This window comes from Ruegeria sp. CDSA089 (genome assembly GCF_059612205.1).
Genome location: NZ_JBXWQD010000003.1, coordinates 206,388 through 225,189, shown reverse-complemented (window position 1 = coordinate 225,189; position 18,802 = coordinate 206,388). Strand labels below are relative to the sequence as shown.

The following is an 18,802-nucleotide window of genomic DNA, read 5'->3' as shown; positions in this document are numbered from 1 at the left end:
CGATGGACGTGCTGTATTTCGCCTGGGTGCGCGAACGCATCGGCCTGCCCAAGGAAAAGGTCGAAACGCAGGCCGCGACGGTCAGCGATCTGGTCGCTGAACTCAGCGCGCGCGAAGACCGCTATGCTGCTGCCTTCGCTGATCTGTCGGCCCTGCGCGTGGCGCTGGATCAGGAACTGTCGGACTTTGACGCCCCGCTGTCGGGCGTGCGCGAGGTTGCGTTCTTTCCGCCCATGACAGGCGGCTGAGATGCGGATCGTCGTACAGGAAGCCCCGTTTGACATGGGGGCAGAAGCCAACGCCTTTGCTGCTGGGGATGATGCTGCCAACGGGGCCATCGTGACCTTTACCGGCGTTGTGCGCGACCTGGCCACGGGTGATCTGGACGTGATGGAGATCGAACACTACCCCGGCATGACCGAACGCGCCCTGACCAAGATCGCGACCGAGGCGCAATCGCGCTGGTCGCTGGGCGATGTGCTGGTGATCCACCGCCACGGACGGTTGGCTCCGGGGGATCGGATCATGATGGTGGCCACCGCCTCGCCCCACCGCAAAGATGCGTTCGAGGCGGCCGAGTACCTGATGGACTACCTCAAATCCCGCGCGCCGTTCTGGAAGAAAGAGATCACCAACGCAGGCGCCGATTGGGTCGCCGCCAAGGACGAAGACGAAGACGCGCTGAGCCGGTGGTGACTTAATCCGCGTTGTTGATGCGTCCGCGCAGTTCCTCGGCCTCTTGCCGGGCGGCGCGTAGGCCTTCCATTGCGGCGGACAGCTCGGCCTCGGTCTGGGTCAGTTGATTGGTCAACTCGGCCTCGCGTTGCTGCAGATAGGTTATGGCCTGATCGCGGGTTTCCTCGGCCTCGTGCAGCTCTTGGCTCATGCGGTCCAGATCGGCCACGTCGCTTTGGCGCACGCGGGACAGACGGTGGGCCAGCCAATTGGCGAACCATCCCATACAGAACGCGCCGAACAGGATGATGGCCGTGGCGATGATGAATTCCAGTCTGTTCAACTTATTGGTCCCCCGCGCCGGTATCTACGGCGTCTTCTGTCGGTTCGGCGTCCGTTTCCATTGCCTCAAGCCCGGTTTCCGTCGCAGCGACGGGTTCAGGACGGATCAGGCGAAACTCGATCCGGCGGTTTTCCTCGCGGCCTTCTTCTGAATCGTTATCGGCGATGGGTAGCGTCTCGCCATACCCCACGGCGGTATAGCTTGAAGTCGGCACCCGGCGGCCGCGCAACTCGTTCAGGATGGATTGCGCCCGCGCCTGGCTGAGCTGCTGGTTCATTTCCTCACGGCCCTGGCTGTCGGTATGGCCCTGAATCTCCATCCGGATTGGGCCGCAGTCCCGCAGGATTTCGGCGATCTGATTGACCGTATCGCGCGACTCGGCGGCGACGGTGGCTGATCCGGGTTCGAAGGCGATCTTGCTGGTGGATTGAACCTCGGCGATCTGCGCCTCGCATTGTTCGGGATCGGGCAAGGCGTCTTCGGGTTCAGGCGGGGCCTGATAGGTGATCGACAGTGTGAATTCCTGTGCCTCGCCCAGCTTGTCTGACAGCAGGCTGGTGACACGTGCTTTGGTGTCGGGGTCGTGGCTGACACCGCTCAGAGCCACGTCATCCGGCGTTACCGTCAGAACGCCATTGTGCAACTGCGCCAGTGCCTCAAGCCCGGCCAGCACGCGCACGGGCCAGTCGGCGGGCAGGTCCGGAGCGATTCTTGTGGCGGTATAAACTTGTTCCGAGCCAAAGGCTGCGCGGGCGAAACTGTCGACCATGTCGCGCAGGGTTTCATCGCCAAGACGTCCGCGAATTTGCACCAGACCTTCGGGGCTGCGCGTGGCCGAGAACTCTGACGGACCAGCAGGCGCATCGGCCTCCGGTTCAGGCAGCACGGCGTGCAGAGCAAAGACGTCGGGAAGCGCGGTTTCCAGTTCACCTACCACGCGGTCAAAGGTGCTTGTATCGGTGCCCATCGCAGCAACCATCGTGATATCGGCGTCAGACATGGTGACGGACCCCTGCCCAATCTGCGCCAGTGCCCGAATGCTGAGGATCGCGGCCTCGGCCCAGCGGGGCGAGGGTTCGCCCAAACCGATCGTGCAGCTATACGGTCCGGCCATGCCAGCTTCCTGCGCGGCGGCGATGATGGCGGTGCGGGCGTCCGCATCCTGGGCTGAGCAGGCATCGAAATGCCCACCCTCGTCGTCGATCAGATAGCGCAGGGTAAAGGGCGTGATCACCGGGCGCGGGGCCGAGATTGCAAGCCCTATCCGCAAGCTGGGTGGGGCTGCGCGCGTCAGCTCTTGTTCCAGCCGCTCTTTTTCATGGCGACTATCCGCGATGGCGGTGATCTTGACCAGCCCCGGACTGGCCGAGATCTTGGCACGGGGCAGGCGGACCAGCGCTTCAATCGCGAAATCCAGTGCGTCGTCCCAACCTTTAGGGGTGGGATAGTCGGCCGTTTCCATCAGGTCCGATACATTGTCGGCATCCAGACGGCGCAACCGCTCGATCAGCGCGGCACGGTCCTGGCTGGCGGGGATCAGGCCGATAACCGAGATGCCACTGTCATTGCGCAAAATCTCGGCCGAGAATTTGGGCGGGGCCAGTTGCGTTGTCGGCGCCACCTCCATGTCATCAATGACGCGTGAGGTATCAACCTCTGTCCCTGCGGCGGTCAGGGCGCTGAACCGGGTGGCCTCGTCCTGCGCGGTGCCGGTCAGCACCACGCGCAGCCCGTCCGATTCGACCTCGGCCCAGTCATGACCTTTCAGGTCCAGCGCGCGGCGGACGGCAAATTCCGATGCTTCCTCGACCGCGGTCACCGCATAGCTAGCGGCCAGCAGGGACAACCCGGCCGAAACGAGGAAAATCAGGGCAGCAGCTAAGAAATAGGGCAGGCGCATGTGCGGGCAGACGACTCCTCGGGTGGTTGGGGGGACTCTTACAGAGCCCCGCGCCGAGGTGCAATCAAACCAACAGTGCCACGCACAGGAAGATCAGCGGAATAAGGCCGGTGTCGCGGTTGGCGCGGAACAGCTGCAGCAGCTTGGCGTTGTCCTCGGTGTCCAGCCCGCGCAATTGCCACGCCATGTGCCAGCCCATTGCCCACGGTCCGGCCAGCGCAACAAACAGCGCCATGATCGAGGCCTGCGTGGTTATTGCGTCAATAATTGCCAGACCCATCAGGGAAACGGTGGCCACAAGGAAGTATTTCAGCCACTTGGCCGTGTCCTCTCCGAACAGACGCGCGGTGGATTTGATGCCGATCAATTCGTCATCTTCGGTATCCTGATGGGCATAGATCGTGTCATAGAACAGCGTCCACGCAATCCCCGCCAGATAGAGCAAAATCGCAGGCACGCCGATGGATCCGGTATGCGCGGCCCAGGCCAACAGAACACCCCAATTGAAGGCCAGCCCCAGAAACACCTGCGGCCACCACGTGAACCGTTTGGCGAAGGGATAGATCGTGACCGGCAGCAGCGACAGGACGCCCATTGCTATGGCCGTCTGATTGAAGCTGAGCAGAATGCCCAAAGCCAACAGGCATTGCAGCCCCATCCAGACCACCGCCTGCCGCACCGTGACCTGACCCGAGGGGATGGGCCGCGAGCGGGTACGCTCAACCTGCGCATCGAATTCGCGGTCGGTGATGTCATTCCATGTGCAGCCCGCGCCGCGCATCAGGAAGGCGCCGATGGCGCATCCGGCGGCGATCCACAGATCCTCCCACCGGGGCGAGCCGTCGCTGAGGACAGCCAGCACAAGGCCCCACCAGCAAGGGATCAGCAGCAGCCAAGTGCCGATGGGTCGATCCGCGCGGCTGAGGCGCAGATAGGGGCGGGTAAAGGCGGGCGCGTGAGTGTCGACCCAGTTGCCACTGACGGCATCAGCGACCTGACCATCTGGTGTTGGGGCATTGCCTTGCATATTAAGGTCTCATGAGTGCAAAGATCAGACTGTATGTAGAGCACCCTTTGGGTGCGGGGCAATCGGTTCCTTTGACGCGTGATCAGGCCCACTACCTGTTCGGCGTCATGCGGCTGGCCGTCGGCGGACAAGTGTCCTTGTTCAACGGCCAAGATGGCGAGTGGCTGGCCGACGTTGCCGAGGCGGGCAAGCGTGGCGGTGTGCTGACTTGCGCCCGCCAGACCAAGCCGCTGCAACTGCCGCCCGATCTGTGGTTCCTATTCGCGCCGATCAAAAAGGCCCGTACTGATTTCATCGTTGAAAAAGCGGCCGAGATGGGGGCTGCGCGCATTCTGCCGGTACAAACCGAATTCACCAATTCCGAGCGTATCCGGCAAGACCGTCTTCAGGCCCACGCGGTCGAAGCAGCCGAGCAATGCGGCGGCACCTACGTGCCAGAGGTTGCCGATCTGCAACGTTTGGACCGACTGTTGGACGCATGGCCCGAGGACCGTCAGCTGATGTTCTGTGATGAGGCCGAGGTCGGCTCGGCCTTGCGTCTGGCTGCCCATGAGTCGGGCCAGCCCTGGGCTATTTTGATCGGGCCCGAGGGTGGGTTTTCGGATCGAGAGCGCGCGCGCCTGGCCGGGTTGTCCTTTTCCCATGTCGTCAGTCTTGGGCCGCGCATCCTGCGGGCCGATACGGCGGCGGTGGCGGCCTTGACCATGTGGCAGCAGGCCTTGGGGGATTGGTCATGAACTGGCGACCGGCTGATACGACGGACGTGCCTGCGATCCGCCGGTTTCTGTCGCGGCATGTCCAGACCTCGATGTTTCCGCTGGCCAATCTGCGCGAATACGGCTTGGGCGGAACCAGCCCGCGCGCGCTGAGTGCCTGGGTGTTGGGTGACGATCCGTGGGCCGTTTTTGCCATCACCAACGAAGGTATGATTCTGCCACAATGCCCCGATTGTTCCGACGCCGATCTGCTGGCCGCGATCGACCTGATCCGCGGCAGGCCGCTGTTCGGGATTGCAGCCGAGGCGACCCAAGCGCGGCGGATCATGCAGCTTGCGGGCTGGGCGGGCCGTCCCGCGACACTCAATAGTGACGAGCCGGGGTTCACTCTGGACCTGACCCAACTTGTGGTGCCCGATACCACCGGTGCGATGCTTGAGCCTTTGGGTGGGTTCAACGGAGACATCACCGAAGAATGGCGACGCGACTATTTGATAGAGGCGATGGATTTCGCTCCTGACCGCGCGCGGAAGCAAGCGCGTAAGGACTATGTGACCTATCTGGACCTAAATTCGCACCGGGTACTTGTGGTCGATGGTCAGCCCGTGGCGATGACAGGGTTCAATGCGCGCCTGCCCGATGTGGTTCAGATCGGCGGGGTCTATACCCCGCCCAAGCTGCGCGGGCGCGGCTATGCACGGTTGGCTGTTTCCTTGCATCTGCTCGAGGCAAATGCCAGCGGCGTGTCGCGCGCGGTGCTGTTTGCGGCTTCCAATTCGGCGGCGCGTGCCTATATGGCAATCGGATTCAAACCAGCAGGACAGTTCTCGCTGATCCTGTTCAAGAACCCGAAGGACCCGGCATGAGTTTCATCCGACCCGAAGCCAAACTGACCCTGTGGCGCTGGCGCGAAGTGCTGGTTGCCGTGGCCGTCCTGCTGGTTGGCCTGAGCTGGATTGGCGGTCCCGGTGGCCTGCTGGGCTGGATGGGCTGGGTTCTGGTTGCCGTGGCCGTGGCGCTGGCCGTCATAGGTTTTCAGCGCGCGCGATTTCGCACTGGGGCAGGCGGCCCCGGCGTTGTCACCATCGACGAAGGTCAGATCACCTATCTGGGCCCGCTGGACGGCGGCATGGTCGCCACGCGCGAGATCGAACGGCTGGCACTGGACCCGACCTCGAACCCGGCGCATTGGGTACTGTCTCAGCCGGGCCAGCCAACGCTTCACATTCCCGTGAATGCCGAAGGGGCCGAGGCGCTTTTTGATGTGTTCTCGAACCTGCCGGGGCTGAAAACCGAACAGATGCTGGCCGAATTGAACGGCGGTGCGGTGCATCCCGTGGTGATCTGGGAAAAGCGCCCGATGCGACCGGCGCATCTGCGGCTGCATTGACACTGGCGGCATTTCACCCCACGACTCACCCAAAGACAGACACATCAGGATCGGAGAGCGGTTCATGTCCATCCCCCAGTCCGGCGGCGGGCCGATCGAACGCCACGAACAGCTAGCGGAATATCTAGAATCGGGCTGCAAGCCCAAAGCCGATTGGCGCATCGGGACCGAGCATGAAAAGTTCGGCTATTGCAAGGACACGCTGAAACCGCTGCCGTTCGAGGGTAAACGCTCGATCGTCGCCGTGCTGGAAGGTCTGCGCGACCGCCATGGCTGGGCTGAGGTGCGCGAGGGCGACAACCTGATCGGTCTGGAAAAGGACGGCGCGAATGTCAGCCTGGAACCCGGTGGCGCGCTGGAGCTTTCGGGTGCCCCGCTGGAGACGATCCACGAGACCTGCGATGAGGTGAACACCCACCTGCGCGAGGTGAAGGACATCGCAGATGAGATCGGCGTGGGCTTCATCGGGCTGGGCGCGGCTCCGATCTGGACCCATGACGAGATGCCGTTGATGCCCAAGGGCCGCTATCGGCTGATGAACGACTATATGGAAAAGGTCGGCACCATGGGCCGCGCCATGATGCGGCGCACCTGCACGGTTCAGGTCAATATCGACTTTGGGTCCGAGGCCGACATGGTCCAGAAGCTGCGCGTGGCGCTGGCGCTGCAGCCGGTCGCGACGGCGCTATTCGCCAATTCGCCTTTCTTTGAGGGCAAGCCCAACGGCCAGAAAAGCTGGCGCAGCCATATCTGGCGGCATCTGGATGATGCGCGGACGGGCATGCTGCCGTTTGTGTTCGAAGAGGGCTTTGGGTTCGAGCGTTATGTGCAGTACGCGCTCGATGTGCCGATGTATTTCGTCTACCGCGACGGTCAATATATTAACGCGCTGGGCATGTCTTTCCGCGATTTCCTGCAGGGCAAACTGCCTGCGCTGCCCGGTGAAACCCCGACGCTGTCTGATTGGGCCGACCACCTGACAACCGCCTTCCCCGAGGCTCGCATCAAGAAATACATGGAGATGCGCGGCGCGGATGGCGGCCCGTGGCGGCGTTTGTGCGCACTGCCTGCCTTCTGGGTTGGTCTGACATATGACCAAGGCGCGCTGGATGCGGCATGGGATCTGGTCAAAGGCTGGGATGCGGAAACCCGCGAAGAACTACGCGTTCAGGCTGCCGTTCAGGGTCTTCAGGCGCAGGTTGGCGTTATCAACATGCACGATCTGGCGCGCGAGGTCGTGGCGATTTCCGAGGCCGGTCTGAAATCCCGCGCCTTCCCCGGCGCAGGCGGGCTGGTGCCGGATGAGACGCATTTCCTGAACGCCCTGAAGGAAAGCATCGATACAGGGAAAGTCCCCGCCGATGAGTTGCTGGATCACTACAATGGCGACTGGAACGGCGATCTGACCCGGATTTATCCCGAATACAGCTATTGATCCGCACCGTCCCGCTTGCATTCGCAGGGCTGGCCCGATAGCAGGTTGGCGACCAAATTCAGAGGGCGTCATGGACGATCTTAAGGCAAAATATCTGGGCCAAATCGCCGAGGCCGGTGACGAGAACGCGCTTGAGGCGATCCGAGTCGCTGCCGTGGGCAAAAAAGGCGAGGTCGCGTTGAAGATGCGCGAGCTGGGCAAAATGACGCCCGAGGAACGCCAGGTCGCGGGCCCCGCGCTGAATGCGCTGAAGGATGAGATCAACTCGGCCCTGTCGGCCAAGAAAGCCGCGCTGGCCGATGCTGCGCTGGACGAGCGCCTGCGCACCGAATGGCTGGACGTCACCCTGCCGACCCGCGCGCGCCGTCAGGGCTCGATCCACCCGGTCAGTCAGGCGACCGAGGAACTGACCGCGATCTTTGCCGAGTTGGGCTTCTCGGTGGCCGAAGGGCCGCGGATCGAGACCGACTGGCACAACTTCGACGCGCTGAACATCCCCGGCCACCACCCCGCGCGGGCCGAAATGGACACGTTCTACATGCACCGCGCCGAAGGCGACGAGCGCCCGCCGCATGTGCTGCGCACCCATACGTCTCCGGTGCAAATCCGCTCGATGGAGTTGCAGGGCGCGCCGATCCGCGTGATCTGCCCGGGCGGTGTGTATCGCGCCGACTATGATCAGACCCACACGCCGATGTTCCATCAGGTCGAAGGGCTGGCCATCGACAAGGACATCTCGATGGCGAACCTGAAATGGGTTCTGGAAGAGTTCGTGAAAGCGTTCTTCGAGGTCGACGACGTCGAACTGCGCTTCCGCGCCTCGCACTTCCCGTTCACCGAGCCGTCGGCCGAGGTCGATATCCGCTGTTCCTGGGATAACGGTCAGCTGAAGATCGGTGAGGGTGATGACTGGATGGAGATTCTGGGCTCGGGCATGGTCCACCCCAAGGTGATCGCCGCCGGTGGCATTGATCCTGAGGTCTATCAGGGTTTTGCCTTCGGAATCGGCATCGACCGCCTGGCGATGCTGAAATACGGCATTCCTGACTTGCGGGCGTTCTTTGACAGCGATCTGCGCTGGCTGCGGCACTATGGGTTCGCGGCGCTGGATATGCCGAACCTGCATGGTGGCTTGAGCCGGTAATTGTATCCTCTGGGTGTATATCTGGCGCGTTATGTGGATTGGTGCAAAAGACGTGCAACTGGGATCCGGTGTGGCAATTATTCGGATTGTTCACGCTTTCATCCGTCGCGATGCTCGTGGCATTCGGGTTTGGCGGGGAATTGATCGGCTATTTATTCACGGGCTTGGTTCTTCTTCCGGTGTTTGGCTTTTTGCGGATCGCGGCTGACGTTTGGTCAAAGGAATCCAAGCGGCGACAAGATGAGTTTGAGAAGCTTCAGAAAACAAAAAAGCTCATGAAGGGCTTTCGGAAATAGACGACGCGGAGCAAAGGCCGATAGGCCGCCGCGCTATTGGTCGTTCATTGTGGCGCAATTGGTTCAAGCCCAATGGACGACACCGCCCGGACAGGCTGGCGATTTATCTCCCCCAGCGCAACGCTCCAACAGTACACGGATTTGGCAGGCACAAAGTGCTCAGCACAGCTGGCAGACCGCTATCCCGCGGTCTGGCGATAGCGCCGCTTGCGCTCTGTCCGGAGGGCCGAAATCTGCGCGTGTTACAGTCTCCCACAGGGTTGTGACGTGACAGTCCGCGTCAGGCAGCTAGGCTCCGGCCTATGATTTACCAACTGCTTTTTCTGCTGCTAACCGCAACCCCGACACTCGCCATGGGGCCTTGGAAATCCGATTGCCATGGCGACACCGCCTGTGATCTGGGTGATCGCTCGTATCATGTGTTAGAGCCCGAGGAATGGGACGGGGAGACCCCTCTGCCCGTTCTGTTGCACTTCCACGGCTGGGCGCGTCAGGGCACCGTGGTGGTGAACCATCAGCGCATCGCTGGGGCCACAAAACTGCGCGGCGTGTTGCTGGTGGCCCCCAACGGCTTGGGCAAAAGCTGGGACTTCTGGACATCAGACACGCGCGACGTGCCCTTTGCCGATGCGGTGCTTGAGGATGTGGCCAAGCGCTATCCGGTTGATCCTGAACGTATCTACGTCTCGGGTTATTCCTTTGGTGGCGCGATGGCGTGGCGCTATGTGTGCCAGTCTGGCAATGACATTGCCGCCCTGTTGGCCGTTGCGGGCAGCATCCGCCAGACCGAGGACTGCCCCGAAGCCCCGCGCGAGGCGCGCCATGTGCATGGCCTCAGCGATACAGTGATGGACTTCCCCTATGGCACCAACGGGGACACGACCTATCCGGTGGCCCTTTGGCGCGCGGCGTATGAGTGCCACGATGCCACCCCGCGCGGCGATTGGAGTGTGGTGCCGATCCTGACCCTCAGCCGGGTCGAGTGGACCGATTGCGCACGCGGGCAGGTGACGCTGGACACGCATCCGGGCGGGCATTTTATCCCCCATGGCTGGATCGGGCGGCAATTGGACGAGCTTTTGGGCCGCACCCCCACCTATCCGTGACGCGCAGCGCTTGCACCTTGGCGCATTCTTTGTCATTGCCTGTGCCGACTGGATATCTGCCAAAAAAGGCCCCGAGCAATGAAATTCACTCTGTCCTGGCTGAAAGACCACCTCGACACGGACGCGTCGGTTGATGAGATCGCCGAGGCGCTGACCGACCTCGGGCTAGAGGTCGAAGAGATCGTGAACCCGGCGGACCGGCTGGCAGGCTTTACGCTGGGCCATGTGAAACAGGCCGAGAAACACCCCGACGCCGACAAGCTGCGCGTCTGCACGGTGGCGACGGATGAAGGCGATCTGCAGATCATCTGCGGTGCCCCCAACGCGCGCGAAGGCATCACCGTCGTGGTCTGCAAGCCGGGCATGTATATCCCCGGTCTGGATATCACCATCAGCGTCGGCAAGATCCGGGGCGTCGAAAGCTTTGGCATGATGGCATCCGAGCGCGAGCTGGAGTTGTCGGACGAGCATGATGGCATTATCGAACTGCCCTCGGGCGAAGTCGGTGATCGGTTCGTGGACTGGCTGGCCGAGAATGATCCGTCCAAGGTCGATCCGATGATCGAGATTGCGATCACGCCGAACCGCCCCGATGCGTTGGGTGTGGCTGGCATCGCTCGTGATCTGGCAGCGCGTGGGGTTGGCACGCTGAAAGAGCATATCCACGCGCCAGTGCCGGGGGATTTCGAATGCCCGATCAAGGTGACGATTGATGACGACACACTGGACGGCGCGCCGCATTTCACCGGTCGTGTGATCCGGGGCGTCAAGAACGGTCCCAGCCCGCAGTGGCTGCAGGATCAGTTGAAGGCCATCGGTCTGCGGCCCATTTCGGCGTTGGTGGATATCACCAACTACATGACCTTTGACCAGAACCGCCCGCTGCACGTCTTCGATGCCGACAAGGTGCAGGGCAACCTGCGGGTTCACCGCGCCAAGGGTGGTGAAACGCTGGTGGCGCTGGATGAGAAGGAATACACTCTGCAGCGCGGTATGATGGTGATCTCGGACGACAAGGGCGCGGAATCCATCGCGGGTATCATGGGCGGCGAGGAAACCGGCTGTACCGATGAGACGGTCAATGTCTTCCTCGAAAGCGCCTTCTGGGATCATGTGCAGATCGCCCTGACGGGCCGCGCGCTGAAGATTAACTCGGACGCGCGTTACCGCTTTGAACGCGGCGTTGACCCGCAATTCACCCGTGAAGGGCTGGAGCAGGCGACGCAGATGATTTTGGATATCTGCGGCGGTGAAGTGTCGTCGGTTGTTGAGGCCGGGAAGGCTCCGAACCACGCGCGTGCCTATAAGTTGGATGCGGCGCGGGTGCAGTCTCTGGTCGGGATGGAGATACCCGAAAGCGAACAGCGCCAGACCCTGACCCGTCTGGGCTTCCGTCTTGAGGGTGAGATGGCCCATGTGCCCAGTTGGCGTCCCGATATCATGGGTGAGGCCGATCTGGTGGAAGAGGTCGCGCGGATCGCCTCCCTGACCAAGCTGCAGGGCAAACCGCTGCCGCGTGTGACTGATGGCATCCCCAAGGCGGTGATGACACCGACGCAGCGCCGTCAGTCGATGGCGCGCCGGACCTGCGCGGCGCTGGGATACAATGAATGTGTGTCCTATACCTTCATTGATCAGGCCTCGGCCGCCCTTTTTGGGGGTGGCGATGCCGCGACGCAGCTGGAAAACCCGATTTCCTCGGAAATGAGCCACATGCGTCCCGATCTGCTGCCCGGCCTGCTGCAGGCGGCCGCGCGTAATCAGGCGCGCGGCTTTGCGGATGTCGCTCTGTTCGAGGTTGGTCCGGTCTTCCATGATGGCGAGCCGGGCGATCAGAAAACCCAGATCGCCGGTCTCTTGGTGGGCCGCGATGGCCCAAAGGATGTGCATGGGGCCACGCGCGCAGTGGATGTGTTCGACGTCAAGGCGGATGTCGAGGCTGTGCTGGCGGCCATCGGAGCGCCCGCCAAGGTGCAGGTCCTGCGCGATGGTGATGTGTGGTGGCATCCTGGGCGGCACGGCAAGATCTGCCTGGGACCGAAAAAGGTGCTGGGTGTGTTCGGTGAACTGCACCCGCGTATTTTGCAGGCGATGGGTATCAAAGGCCCGGCGATGGCCTTTACCATCTGGCCGGACGAGGTACCTCTGCCCCGCAAATCCGGCGCAACCCGCGCAGCATTGGAACTGCGCGATCTGCAAGCTGTCGAGCGTGACTTTGCCTTTGTCGTAGATGCTGATGTCGAGGCGCTGACGCTGGTCAATGCAGCGGCGGGCGCGGATAAGGCGCTGATCGAGGATGTGCGTGTCTTTGACGAATTCATCGGTGGCAGCCTGGGTGAGGGTAAGAAATCTCTGGCCATTACCGTGCGCTTGCAACCGACGGACAAGACGCTGAAAGAAGAAGATATCGAGGCGGTGGGCCAGAAGATCATCGCCAAGGTCGGTAAGGCCACTGGCGGCGTTCTGCGCGGTTAAACCGGCCTTGATCCAAATGCAAAGCGCGCCTGCGGGCGCGCTTTTCTCGTTTCTGGGAATGGTGTTGCCGTGTCGCAACAGAAAGCTGCGGGCCCTTTCAGGGGGTTGAGCAGAATCGGCAAGCCACCCTATTTACGCCCTCCTAACGCAATCAAACCCCGGAGTCTGCCAGATGTCAGATCCCAAACGCGCCCAAGCGCCTTTCATTTTCTGATTGCCCGCCAGCATTCCGGCGGGCCTTGTTTCCCGTTGGAGAGCTGTCATGAAACGTCAAGACATCTCGATGATCCGGCAGATATTGCCGCAAGAGATGCCCTTTCCCTATTTTCCGGACCGGCAAAGCCCGTGGTTGCTGTGCCAGTCGATGCAGGCCGAGATGCCGATCTCGGACCTTAAACAGTCTGAACTGTCCCGCTTTCTGATGCGCCCTTTGGTGCAGCCGATCGTTGCGTCTTGTGGCGGGGTCTTGCGGCGGCACGATGTAATGGCCGTGGCCCATGCGGACCGCGCGATGCGGCTTGGGGCTTTGGGCCCGGCGACGACAAGGGGGCTAGAGGTTGTGTATCAATCCGATTGGCTGGATTTCTGCCTGAGCTTCGACATCTGGTCCGGCGAGCAGACAACACGTAAAGCCCACAATCTGGTGGTTCAGCTTGGGTTCCCAAGCGAACACGCGGCGTTACTGTGGCAATTCGAACAGCGTGCTGAGGTTGGCGCTTATCAAAGCAGCCTGCACCCGGTTCGCAGGCACGGGCGCCCGACACTGGCTTGGTGTCGTCTGGATCTGGACCTGCAAAGCGGCCATTGCCTGATCGAAGAGATCCAGTCCGACTGGCTACGTTTCGTGGGTCGCGCCCGGCGGCGGTTGCAACATCGTGCGCCCCGGTCGCGGGCATTGCGGCTGACCAGCGACTATGAGCAAAGCCTGCAGCAGAGATACGCCAAAATCTGGGCCGATGTGATGATGCTGTCGGTCCTGATGCTGCTGCGGGATGAGTTTGCCGTGCGTGATGTCTGGATGCATCAGCCAGAGCCCGGTGCCAAACTGAAGGGGATCACATGGGGCAGGCTGCCGCCGCGTTCGATCTATACCCGTCTCCCGCGTGCATTCGGGTTCCAACAAACGCGCGAGATGCCCCCAATGCTGGGCAGCAAGCATCGCAGTACAGCCCGGCGGGCGGTGAAAGAGGATCAGTCGATTTTCTGGCGGTTGCGCTTCTGATGGCCCCTTGGGTTGCCGCCGATTTCTGACTAGGGTCGCAGACAAATAACAAGGAGTTACCTATGGGCCTGAACGTATACCTCTCGGGTGAAATCCATACCGATTGGCGGGAACAGATCATCGATGGCGCGAAGGGGCTGGATGTCACTTTCAACAGCCCCGTCACCGATCACGCCGCCAGCGACGATTGCGGCGTGGCCATTCTGGGGGCAGAGTCGAACAAATACTGGCACGACCACAAAGGTGCGATGGTCAACGCCATTCGCACCCGAAAGGGCATTGCGGATGCCGACGTGGTCGTTGTGCGGTTTGGCGACAAATATAAACAGTGGAACGCCGCGTTTGATGCGGGCTACGCCGCAGCCTTGGGCAAATCGCTGATCGTGCTGCACGGCCCCGATCACCAGCACGCGTTGAAAGAGGTCGACGCCGCCGCGCTGGCCGTCGCCGAGCACCCCGCTCAGGTGGTCGAGGTGCTACGCTATGTTCTGACCGGACAACTGCCCGGATAGCGGGCGATGGGGCGGGGCAATGCCTCGCCCCCGATCTACCTTAGCTTGTCGCAGGTATAGTTAATCCGCGCTGGACTGCTGGACGTTCCAGGAAGCGGTCCACATAAGGCTGAAGGTTGGCGAAATCCGACCATCCGAGCAGGTCTTTGACGCCGTAGTAGTCCAACCCGCGCAGCCATGGGACTATGGCGATATCGGCGATCGAGTAGTCCCCGGCGATCCAGTCCTGCCCGTCCAGCTGCGTGTTAACGACGTTCAACAGACGCTTGGCCTCGTTGATGTAGCGCTCGCGCGGGCGAGGGTCTTCGATCTCGCTGCCAGCGAATTTGTGGAAATAGCCAAGCTGCCCGAACATCGGACCCAGCCCGCCCATCTGGAACATCAACCATTGGGTCACACGTGCTTTGTCCGCCGCGGTTTTTCCGATCCGCTGACCGCTTTTCTCAGCCAGATACAGCAGGATCGCACCGCTTTCGAACAATGAGACCGGCTCGCCATCCTGTCCGTTCGGGTCGATGATGGCCGGGATCTTGTTGTTGGGGTTTAGCGAAAGGAATTCGAGGCTTTTTACGTCTGAGTCCGCCAGCGTGACCAGATGCGCCTCATAGGGCAGGCCGATCTCTTCGAGCATGATCGAGACTTTGACGCCGTTGGGCGTGGGGTAGGAATAGAGTTGCAGTTTTTCCGGTGACTGTGCGGGCCAGCGGGCAGTGATCGGGTGGTTTGCGGCGTCCAGCATGGGGGCTCCTGTATGAAGGTTCCGAACACAGTTAGGTGTTGCGGCGCCGATCTACCAGTGGCGCGCGCTGTGCGTTACTGGTCAGATATTGTGCATTCGGGAACAGGCGGGGAAAAGCAGAGTAATCCGCACCTAGACTGGCGCGTATTTATCGCTCACAGTTTGGTGATCTCCGCGCGCGTCGCGGGTTTTCTTATGGCTTGTAGAAGGAGAAACGCGTGGATGAAGTTGCAACACAGGTCGGTGCTTTTGCGCCGCTGGTGATGAATGCCGTGAAGGCACTGATTGTTCTGGTGCTGGGCTGGACCGTGGCTGGAATGATCGCGGGCGTGGTGCGGCGTCGCATCAACGCAACCCCACAAATCGATCCGACGCTAGGGAACTTTGTTGCCAGCCTGGTGAAGTGGGCGATCCTGGCGATGGTGCTGGTCGCTGTTCTGGGCATTTTCGGGATCGAGGCCACAAGTATCGTCGCTATTCTGGGTGCCGCCTCGCTGGCCATTGGTCTAGCCTTGCAGGGGACGCTCAGCGATTTGGCGGCCGGGGTGATGCTGGTCGTATTCCGGCCGTACAAGCTGGGTCAGTATGTCGATATTGGCGGTACTGCCGGGACGGTGAAGGATCTGAACCTGTTCACAACGGAACTGGTCACCCCTGACAACGTCCAGATCATCGTGCCCAATGGGCAGGCCTGGGGCAGCGTGATCACCAATTACTCGGCCCATGACACTCGCCGCGTCGATCTGGTGTTCGGGATCGACTATGGCGACAGTGCGGATGCCGCGATGCAGATCATTCTGGACGAGGCCAAAACCGACAAGCGTATTCACAGCGACCCGGAGCCCTGGGTACGTGTGACAAATCTTGGCGATAGCTCGGTCGACCTGACAGCGCGCCTATGGTGTGACGCAGGAGATTACTGGGACGTGAAATTCGAGCTGACCAAAGCTGTGAAAGAGGCATTCGACGCCAAGGGCGTTTCGATCCCTTACCCGCATTCGGTCGAGATTCACAAGCAGGCGTAAATCTCCCGCCCGTCATACGGGCATTGAAATGCCCTTTTCCGGTTGGGCCCAGCGCCGCGCTAATCGCGCGGCGCTGTTGCGTTTTGCGGGAGCGTTCGTCTTGTGCCCTCCGCGCCGCGTCGCAGACGCGGCGCTATGCCCAACGCTGTAGGCGCCCTCGGGAGAGGGCGCTCTCAGGGGCGGGAGCCGTTCAGGCTTTGATGACCACGTTGGGGGAAACGACGTCGATCCCCAAGGCTTTGCCAACCGCGTAGTAGGTTAGCTGACCTGCATGGACGTTCAGACCTGCCATCAAATGTGGATCGTCCTGGCAGGCCTGTTTCCAGCCCTTGTCAGCCAGAGCCAGCATGAATGGCATTGTCGCATTGCCCAGCGCGATGGTCGATGTGCGCGCCACGGCACCGGGCATGTTGGCAACGCAGTAATGCATGACGCCATCGACCTCGTAGATCGGATCGGCATGCGTGGTGGCCTTCGACGTCTCGAAACAGCCGCCCTGGTCGATGGCAACGTCGACCAGAACCGCGCCGGGTTTCATGGTGGACAGTTGCGCGCGGGTGATCAGTTTGGGTGCTGCTGCGCCGGGGATCAGAACCGCGCCGATCACCATATCTGCCGTCTGGATCAGCTCGGCGGTGGCACCAGCGGTAGAATACTGGTTCTTGAACTGCCTGCCGAACACGTCATCCAGATAGCGCAGGCGGGGCAGCGAGCGGTCCAGAACCGTCACATCCGCGCCCATGCCCGCAGCGATCTTGGCCGCATGCGTGCCGACCACACCGCCGCCAATCACAACAACTTTTGCGGGCCCGACACCTGGCACGCCGCCCATCAGCACACCGCGTCCGCCATTGGCTTTTTGCAGCGTCCAAGACCCGACCTGCGGGGCCAGACGCCCGGCAACCTCTGACATAGGAGCCAGCAGCGGCAGGCCGCCGTTTGCATCGGTCACTGTCTCATAGGCGATGGCAGTACAGCCCGAGGACAGCAGGTCATGGGTCTGATCCGGATCGGGGGCGAGGTGCAGATAGGTAAACAGCAACTGGCCTTCGCGCAGCATCTTGCGCTCACCTGCCTGAGGTTCCTTGACCTTGACGATCATGTCAGCGGTGGCGAATACCTCGGCGGCGGTGTCTACGATCTGTGCACCAGCAGCGACATAGTCGGCATTGTCAAAGCCCGAGCCCAGGCCCGCGCCTGTTTCGATGATCACCTCATGACCCCGCGCAACCGCTTCCTGCGCAGCATTCGGGGTCATGCCGACGCGGAACTCCTGCGGTTTGATCTCTTTTGGGCAACCGATTTTCATTTGGTCTCTCCGTTCATAAACTGCCTAAATAATGGGCAAACTGCGCTGCAATTTCTGTGAAACTCTGCCTGTCCTGGCGGTTCTATTCGGGAGAATTTCCTGTATAATGCTCCAGTCACGCAAAGGAATTGCGCCCATGAGCCTAGATACGACGGATCGAAAGATTCTGGCCTCGTTACAGAAAAATGGCCGGATGTCTAATGCAGAGCTGTCCGAGCAGGTGAATCTATCGCCCTCGGCCTGCCATCGTCGGGTCCAACGGCTTGAGGCTGAGGGCTATATCCGCAACTATGTGGCCCTGCTGGACGCACGTAAGATGAACGTACCGACCACGGTGTTTGTCGAGATCACCTTGCAGGGGCAGGCCGAAGAAGTTCTGGACGCGTTTGAAAAAGCCGTTGCCCGTATCCCCGATGTGCTGGAATGCCATCTAATGGCCGGGACGGCGGATTACATTCTGAAAGTCGTGGCCGAAAATACCGAAGATTTTGCCCGCATTCATCGCCAATACCTTTCGCGCTTGCCGGGTGTGGCGCAGATGCAAAGCTCATTCGCGCTGAGAACTGTGTTCAAGACTACGGCGCTGCCGGTCTGACGTCAGGCGGGGCCGGGATAGGTGAACAGCGCCAGATGCGCTGCGTTGAAGGCGAAATGCATCAGAACCGGCACCCATAACCTGTTGGTCGCGTAATATCCCAATCCGCATCCCGCGCCCAAAATAGCTGCGAACACGACAAGCGCCGGGCCACCGGCAAAATGCACCAGCCCAAACAACAGGCTGGCCGCAGCGATACCAAAGGCCGCGCCGAGCTTTGAGGACAGGGCCAATTGCAGATAGCCGCGAAAAAAGGCCTCTTCCGCCAAACAGGTTAGGAACAGGTTGGACAGCGCAAAGATCAGCCACCAATGTGGCAGACCAACCTCGGGGCGCACCGCTTGCTGGGACAGGCCTAGCGCAAATAAAGCGGGCAAGGTCAAAATCCCCAGGATCAATGGCGTTTTGCGAATAGCGGGCAAGCCTGCATTCTGACCGGGCCAGACCAGAAGTGCGGCGAACAGAACCAAAGGTTTGTCCAGATTCAAATACATGGAGAAATCGGTGCTTTCTGGTCCGGCCTGCACCTGATCAAGCACCAGAAGATTGTTGAACCCCGGAACGATATGCGCACCCAAGGCCACACACCACAAGATCAGCGCGATATGGCCAGGCAAAGACCAAAGCCCGGAGGTGCGGCGCAGCGCTGCGGCCCCTGCAAGCCCGGCAATCGCGACCATTAAGGCGCTGGCCGAAACCAGCCCCTGCGCGAAGGCGACCGTTCCGAACAGGCTCAGCAACGATGCGCAAAGACGCCATCGACTGTACATCGCGCTGATCTGAGCGGCGATCAGGATGAGCCAGGGCCAAATAACGGGCAGAAGGGAAAGGAAATGCGCCACAGGCCTCTCGCGGTTTTGACCGGGCCTTGATGCAGCAATAGGGCACGTTGA

19 protein-coding genes are annotated in these 18,802 nt (G+C 61.2%); 13 read left to right on the top strand and 6 right to left on the bottom strand.

Going from position 1 to position 18,802, the window contains the following annotated elements; translation table 11 throughout:
• Positions 1–2: 2 nt before the first annotated feature.
• Together moaD and AC2FJ6_RS09995 are read left to right on the top strand one after the other, a co-directional pair.
• Positions 3–248, top strand: a complete 246-nt coding sequence (moaD, locus tag AC2FJ6_RS10000) for a molybdopterin converting factor subunit 1 (RefSeq protein WP_170772714.1) — start codon at positions 3–5, stop codon at positions 246–248.
• Position 249: 1 nt separating this feature from the next.
• Positions 250–696 carry a molybdenum cofactor biosynthesis protein MoaE gene (locus tag AC2FJ6_RS09995; RefSeq protein ID WP_170772713.1) on the top strand — a complete coding sequence of 149 codons (447 nt, stop codon included), beginning with the start codon at positions 250–252 and terminating at the stop codon, positions 694–696.
• Between the two features lies 1 nt (position 697).
• On the opposite strand, the gene AC2FJ6_RS09990 is transcribed toward AC2FJ6_RS09995, so the two are convergent.
• From AC2FJ6_RS09990 to ubiA, 3 genes are all read right to left on the bottom strand, one after another.
• The gene (locus tag AC2FJ6_RS09990; protein ID WP_170772712.1) at positions 698–1,018 is read right to left on the bottom strand and encodes a hypothetical protein; all 321 of its coding nucleotides are present in this window, start codon (positions 1,016–1,018) and stop codon (positions 698–700) included.
• A 1-nt stretch (position 1,019) separates the two neighbouring features.
• The gene (locus tag AC2FJ6_RS09985; protein ID WP_170772711.1) at positions 1,020–2,918 is read right to left on the bottom strand and encodes an OmpA family protein; all 1,899 of its coding nucleotides are present in this window, start codon (positions 2,916–2,918) and stop codon (positions 1,020–1,022) included.
• Between the two features lie 64 nt (positions 2,919–2,982).
• Complete coding sequence (gene ubiA, locus AC2FJ6_RS09980) at positions 2,983–3,945, bottom strand: 4-hydroxybenzoate octaprenyltransferase (protein WP_170772710.1); 963 nt, start codon at positions 3,943–3,945, stop codon at positions 2,983–2,985.
• Positions 3,946–3,956: 11 nt separating this feature from the next.
• On the opposite strand from ubiA, the gene AC2FJ6_RS09975 reads away from it, so the two are divergent.
• From AC2FJ6_RS09975 to AC2FJ6_RS09935, 9 genes are all read left to right on the top strand, one after another.
• Positions 3,957–4,682, top strand: a complete 726-nt coding sequence (locus AC2FJ6_RS09975; protein ID WP_170772709.1) for a 16S rRNA (uracil(1498)-N(3))-methyltransferase — start codon at positions 3,957–3,959, stop codon at positions 4,680–4,682.
• Positions 4,679–5,527 carry a GNAT family N-acetyltransferase gene (locus AC2FJ6_RS09970; protein WP_170772707.1) on the top strand — a complete coding sequence of 283 codons (849 nt, stop codon included), beginning with the start codon at positions 4,679–4,681 and terminating at the stop codon, positions 5,525–5,527. Before AC2FJ6_RS09975 ends, AC2FJ6_RS09970 begins: the two co-directional genes overlap by 4 nt.
• The gene (locus AC2FJ6_RS09965; RefSeq protein WP_170772706.1) at positions 5,524–6,051 is read left to right on the top strand and encodes a hypothetical protein; all 528 of its coding nucleotides are present in this window, start codon (positions 5,524–5,526) and stop codon (positions 6,049–6,051) included. The genes AC2FJ6_RS09970 and AC2FJ6_RS09965 overlap by 4 nt, the downstream gene beginning before the upstream one ends.
• 64 nt (positions 6,052–6,115) lie before the next feature.
• Positions 6,116–7,486 carry a glutamate--cysteine ligase gene (locus tag AC2FJ6_RS09960; protein ID WP_170772705.1) on the top strand — a complete coding sequence of 457 codons (1,371 nt, stop codon included), beginning with the start codon at positions 6,116–6,118 and terminating at the stop codon, positions 7,484–7,486.
• Positions 7,487–7,556: 70 nt separating this feature from the next.
• A complete protein-coding gene (pheS, locus tag AC2FJ6_RS09955; RefSeq protein ID WP_496668911.1) occupies positions 7,557–8,630 on the top strand; it encodes a phenylalanine--tRNA ligase subunit alpha in 1,074 nt (357 codons plus the stop codon).
• 598 nt (positions 8,631–9,228) lie between these two features.
• Positions 9,229–10,032: a CE1 family esterase gene (locus AC2FJ6_RS09950; RefSeq protein WP_496668909.1), complete on the top strand. Its 804-nt coding sequence runs from the start codon at positions 9,229–9,231 to the stop codon at positions 10,030–10,032.
• A gap of 78 nt (positions 10,033–10,110) precedes the next feature.
• A complete protein-coding gene (gene pheT / locus AC2FJ6_RS09945; protein WP_496668907.1) occupies positions 10,111–12,507 on the top strand; it encodes a phenylalanine--tRNA ligase subunit beta in 2,397 nt (798 codons plus the stop codon).
• Positions 12,508–12,769: 262 nt separating this feature from the next.
• Positions 12,770–13,729: a hypothetical protein gene (locus AC2FJ6_RS09940; RefSeq protein WP_170772699.1), complete on the top strand. Its 960-nt coding sequence runs from the start codon at positions 12,770–12,772 to the stop codon at positions 13,727–13,729.
• 62 nt (positions 13,730–13,791) lie between these two features.
• Positions 13,792–14,241 carry a YtoQ family protein gene (locus tag AC2FJ6_RS09935; RefSeq protein ID WP_170772697.1) on the top strand — a complete coding sequence of 150 codons (450 nt, stop codon included), beginning with the start codon at positions 13,792–13,794 and terminating at the stop codon, positions 14,239–14,241.
• 40 nt (positions 14,242–14,281) lie between these two features.
• Here AC2FJ6_RS09935 and AC2FJ6_RS09930 read toward each other — a convergent pair whose 3' ends face one another.
• Positions 14,282–14,980 (bottom strand): glutathione S-transferase family protein, encoded by a 699-nt coding sequence (locus tag AC2FJ6_RS09930; RefSeq protein WP_496668905.1) that lies wholly within the window; start codon positions 14,978–14,980, stop codon positions 14,282–14,284.
• A 263-nt stretch (positions 14,981–15,243) separates the two neighbouring features.
• On the opposite strand from AC2FJ6_RS09930, the gene AC2FJ6_RS09925 reads away from it, so the two are divergent.
• A complete protein-coding gene (locus tag AC2FJ6_RS09925) occupies positions 15,244–16,005 on the top strand; it encodes a mechanosensitive ion channel family protein (RefSeq protein ID WP_174819443.1) in 762 nt (253 codons plus the stop codon).
• 190 nt (positions 16,006–16,195) lie between these two features.
• Here AC2FJ6_RS09925 and ald read toward each other — a convergent pair whose 3' ends face one another.
• Positions 16,196–17,314, bottom strand: a complete 1,119-nt coding sequence (gene ald, locus AC2FJ6_RS09920) for an alanine dehydrogenase (RefSeq protein WP_496668903.1) — start codon at positions 17,312–17,314, stop codon at positions 16,196–16,198.
• Positions 17,315–17,450: 136 nt separating this feature from the next.
• On the opposite strand from ald, the gene AC2FJ6_RS09915 reads away from it, so the two are divergent.
• The gene (locus AC2FJ6_RS09915) at positions 17,451–17,909 is read left to right on the top strand and encodes an Lrp/AsnC family transcriptional regulator (protein ID WP_170772689.1); all 459 of its coding nucleotides are present in this window, start codon (positions 17,451–17,453) and stop codon (positions 17,907–17,909) included.
• Between the two features lie 2 nt (positions 17,910–17,911).
• Here AC2FJ6_RS09915 and AC2FJ6_RS09910 read toward each other — a convergent pair whose 3' ends face one another.
• Entirely contained in the window at positions 17,912–18,751 is an 840-nt protein-coding gene (locus AC2FJ6_RS09910) for a CPBP family intramembrane glutamic endopeptidase (RefSeq protein WP_170772687.1), read from the bottom strand.
• Between the last annotated feature and the right edge of the window lie 51 nt (positions 18,752–18,802).